4 protein-coding genes are annotated in these 4,083 nt (G+C 49.6%); all 4 read left to right on the top strand.

From position 1 onward, the window contains the following. Nucleotides 1-965: L-threonylcarbamoyladenylate synthase (locus PPL9_RS22950; RefSeq protein ID WP_152986807.1), on the top strand; the 965-nt coding region annotated here is incomplete at its 5' end. Between the two features lie 643 nt (nt 966-1,608). Then, complete coding sequence (locus PPL9_RS22945; protein ID WP_057465023.1) at nt 1,609-2,529, top strand: histone deacetylase family protein; 921 nt, start codon at nt 1,609-1,611, stop codon at nt 2,527-2,529. Between the two features lie 40 nt (nt 2,530-2,569). Further along, nucleotides 2,570-2,821 carry an exodeoxyribonuclease VII small subunit gene (locus PPL9_RS22940; RefSeq protein ID WP_057465022.1) on the top strand — a complete coding sequence of 84 codons (252 nt, stop codon included), beginning with the start codon at nt 2,570-2,572 and terminating at the stop codon, nt 2,819-2,821. Nucleotides 2,822-3,600: 779 nt separating this feature from the next. Next, the coding region (locus tag PPL9_RS34335; RefSeq protein WP_280139074.1) for a 1-deoxy-D-xylulose-5-phosphate synthase N-terminal domain-containing protein at nt 3,601-4,083 on the top strand (483 nt) is incomplete at its 3' end.

Raw genomic sequence — 4,083 nt, 5'->3', positions numbered from 1 at the left:
CTGACACCCAGTTGGAAGACACGCAAATTTTTCAGGATATTTGCGATGCGCTGAGCGATGGGAAACTCGTCGCGATACCTACTGAGACGGTATATGGATTGGCTGCAGATGCAACCAATGGCAAAGCCTGTGCGAGTATATATGAGGCGAAAGGGCGTCCAAGTTTCAACCCCTTAATTTCTCATATAGACAGTCTGGAAGCAGCACAAACCCACGCTTTTTTTGATGACCGTGCTCTCAAACTGGCCGAAGCCTTCTGGCCGGGGCCGTTGACTCTTGTGTTGCCGAAGCGGCCGACCAGCCCGGTCTCTGATCTTGCTGTAGCAGGCCTTGAGACAATCGCACTCCGAGTGCCTCGCTCGGAGGTGATGCGGGCATTGTGCAAGCATACCGGGCGCCCATTGGCGGCACCTTCGGCCAACCTTTCCGGGCGGATCAGCGGCACGACCGCAGAAGATGTTATCAACGATCTTAAAGATCACTTGTGTTACCTCATCGATTCCGGGGCGACCTCTGTAGGTGTTGAATCAACAATCGTCTCGCTTGTGGGGGACCGCCCAACACTTCTGCGACCGGGTGGTCTGGCCCGTGAAGACATTGAAGCTGTGCTTGGTGAAACATTGGTGCGTGCAGGAACAGACGACAGCGCCCCAATGGCGCCCGGGATGCTGACATCCCACTACGCTCCCAACTCCCACATTCGCCTGAATGCAGAGGATGTGGCGGAAGGGGAAGCGTTGATTACCTTTGGCGCTAATCTGCCCAAAGGCTCCGATAAAGCTGCCAAGCTGGTTCCTCTCAGCGACTCAGAAGATCTGACCGAGGCTGCTGCACGCTTGTTTACTGCATTGCGTCAGGCCGACCTTGGAGAAAACGGAAAAATTGCGGTCATGCCAATCCCTCATCATGGACTGGGGGAAGCTATTAATGATCGCCTTGCCCGCGCTGCTGCTCCCCGCGATTAAACGCTGTTCAGAACACTGAAAACAGACAGCGCTTTGCCTTCTTCTTTGTATTTTCCCAAGATCTCTCTGGCGCAACCCGTTGAGAGCACAGGATAACTACCCCTGAATACTTTGGGCTTATTGTAGAATTCCTTGTATTTATGCAACACCTAAAGAATAGGTGTTAACCTTTTCTCTTTCCGCTCAGTATGAATTCAAGGAGTGGGGGAATAATCAGCGTGCAAATTTAAAGAATTGGCCCAATATTACAGTCATGTATTTCTTAGAGATGCAGCGGACCTCCCCCACGAGCAACACAGATTGCTCGCACCTTTAATCCGGGGTTGCGTGTTATACACGCACTCCGGATTTTTCTTGTCTTACTCACGGGACAGCTGGGCATTCCACGCAGGCATAACCACTGAGATTTATCGGCACCTCATCCCAATTACCGAGATAAACTGGAGGGGTGTACAATTGACAGACTGCTCGGCAATGTGGACTTGTATATGTAATTCGCCCAATTTTTCACAGGATTGGATTTAGGTGCCATCACACTAGAGTAAGTGTGCTCACTTCACGCTCCAACTTCGCTACTGGAACGAGCTCTAAAATTGGCTGTGTACCTGACTTCATTTTTAACGGGTTCAATATCTTGAGTACTTTGCTGCTGCACCATCAGGCTTTTTTAAATCATCTTACTCCGCTTGGTCATCCAGAACGTCCCGACCGTTTGCGGGCTATTGATCGTATGCTGGAGAACGAAAGGTTCTTCATGCTGGATCGCGATATCGCGCCATTCGGAACGTTTCAGGATATTGCCCGGGTTCACAGCTCTGACTACATCAACTCCATCCACAATATGAACCCTGAAGAGGGCCTTATCGACTTTGCGCCAGACACCAATCTGTCTCCGGGCAGCTGGGAGGCGGCGATGCGGGCTGTTGGCGGCTCTACACGCTGTGTGGATGAGGTGATGAGTAAACGCGTTTCCAACGCTTTTGCGGCATGCCGGCCTCCAGGACACCATGCGGAGTCAGCTCTTACCTCTGGTTTTTGCCTGTTTAACAATGCGGCAATTGCAGCCCGCTATGCACAGGACGTTTATGGGCTTGAGCGTGTGGCGATCATGGATTTTGACGTTCACCACGGAAACGGCACTCAGGAAATCTTCTGGAACGATCCAACCGTGATGTACACCTCCACTCACCAAATGCCATTGTTTCCGGGCACCGGTGCCGTGAATGAAACGGGTGAGCACAACAACATTGTCAACGCCCCACTCACGGCAGGCGATGATGGAACTCAGTTCCGTGAGGCCCTTGATTACGCGATTTTGCCGCGTATCCGTGAATTCTCACCGGATCTGATTATTATCTCCGCGGGCTTTGATGCTCATGAACGTGATCCACTTGGCGGCCTGCGCCTCACAGAGCTGGACTTTGCGTGGGCGACCCGCAAACTCATCGAAATTGCGGATGATTGCTGTCAGGGACGTGTCGTTTCGCTTTTAGAAGGTGGGTATGATCTGGAAGGTCTTGCGCGATCTGCCGCCGCTCATGTAATGACATTGATGGATTACTAATTGGGAGTGCGCCTACTCCCGACTGAGCGAGGACAGTTTGGTGACAGAAGAAGCAGCCGGTTCCATTGAAAACCTTTCCTTTGAGCAAGCATTAGCTGAGCTGGAAACCATTGTTCGCAATCTGGAGCAAGGCAACGTGCCTCTGGAAAAGAGCATTGAGCTTTACGCTCGGGGTGAAGCCTTGCGTGAAAAGTGCGATGGCTTGCTCAAAGCTGCTGAAGAGAAGGTAGAGAAAATCCAGATGAACACATCTGGAAACGCAGTTGGCACAGAAGCGCTGGATGAGCAATAAATTCAGCTAATATGGAATTGAAATTCTAGTTCTAAACACAATAACTAGAACTCTCTCTCTAGTACACGCGTTCATTTTTTCAACAGACCCCGCCTTGAGCGGGGTTTTTGTTTGCACCTGATTCATCAGGAACGCTGTTTTACTTAAATGATAAAAATTTCGTGATAATTTATTATTTAGCCTACTAAATAAAATTGGACAAAAACTATTGAGCACATAACACACCCGTTATTCTATTGAGCCGATAAGTTTTAATTGGAACAATACTTAACCGGAGATATTTCACAGAATATTATTTCAAGACAGAGAATACAAAGCACTGGATAGATCGTATAACCGACCGGACGGTCTAGTTTAAATCGACGAGTATTCTTCATTTATCGCCGGTTATTGGTATAGGCAAAAAAAAGGGGACTACGAAAACCGTAGCCCCAAGTCGATCACTGTGCACGTGGCCCCATCGACCACACATTCGACATAGGACGTTTCGTCGCAGATTGCATCACCCCATGGGGTGACAAAAGCGCAATTAATACTAGCAAATGAAAAAAAATACGTTCTCATCCCCTATTGACACAGGTTTTGAAGAGGCATCCCTACAAAAGGACCTAGCATAAACGATCAATTATTCATGACAGGCAATTGCACAGAGGGCAGGCTTGCTATAATCGTGGTCAATTACGGAAGACAGTCGTTTCGGCCATAATTTAGAACATATGCCATGGTCGGATCGTTTTGTGTTAAGCTGCCAAATAGTCAAAAGACTTAAGAAGACCCTGATGTCCCTGCTAGATCAAATTCAAAACCCATCTGATCTCAAAAAGGTCCCCGAGGACCGCCTTCAACAAGTTGCTGAAGAGCTTCGAGAGGAGATGGTTGATGCTGTTTCTGTTACAGGAGGGCATTTAGGAGCTGGATTAGGTGTTGTTGAACTCACCGTTGCGCTCCACCATGTCTTCGACACGCCCAAAGATCGGTTGATCTGGGATGTTGGACACCAGTGTTACCCGCACAAAATTCTGACTGACCGCAAAGAGCGTATTCGCACACTGCGTCAGGATGGCGGCTTGAGTGGCTTCACCAAGCGCTCCGAGAGTGATTACGACCCATTTGGCGCCGGACACTCTTCCACTTCTATTTCAGCTGGCCTTGGCATGGCTGTGGCCCGCGACCTTGCCGGTGGCGACAACAACGTGATCGCTGTGATTGGTGATGGCGCGATGTCCGCTGGAATGGCTTATGAAGCCATGAACAATGCGGGC

Source organism: Pseudovibrio sp. POLY-S9, assembly GCF_001431305.1.
In the GTDB taxonomy this organism is placed as follows: domain Bacteria; phylum Pseudomonadota; class Alphaproteobacteria; order Rhizobiales; family Stappiaceae; genus Pseudovibrio.
Note: the sequence above shows the minus strand (reverse complement) of the source record. Positions and strands in the feature narration are given on the sequence as shown.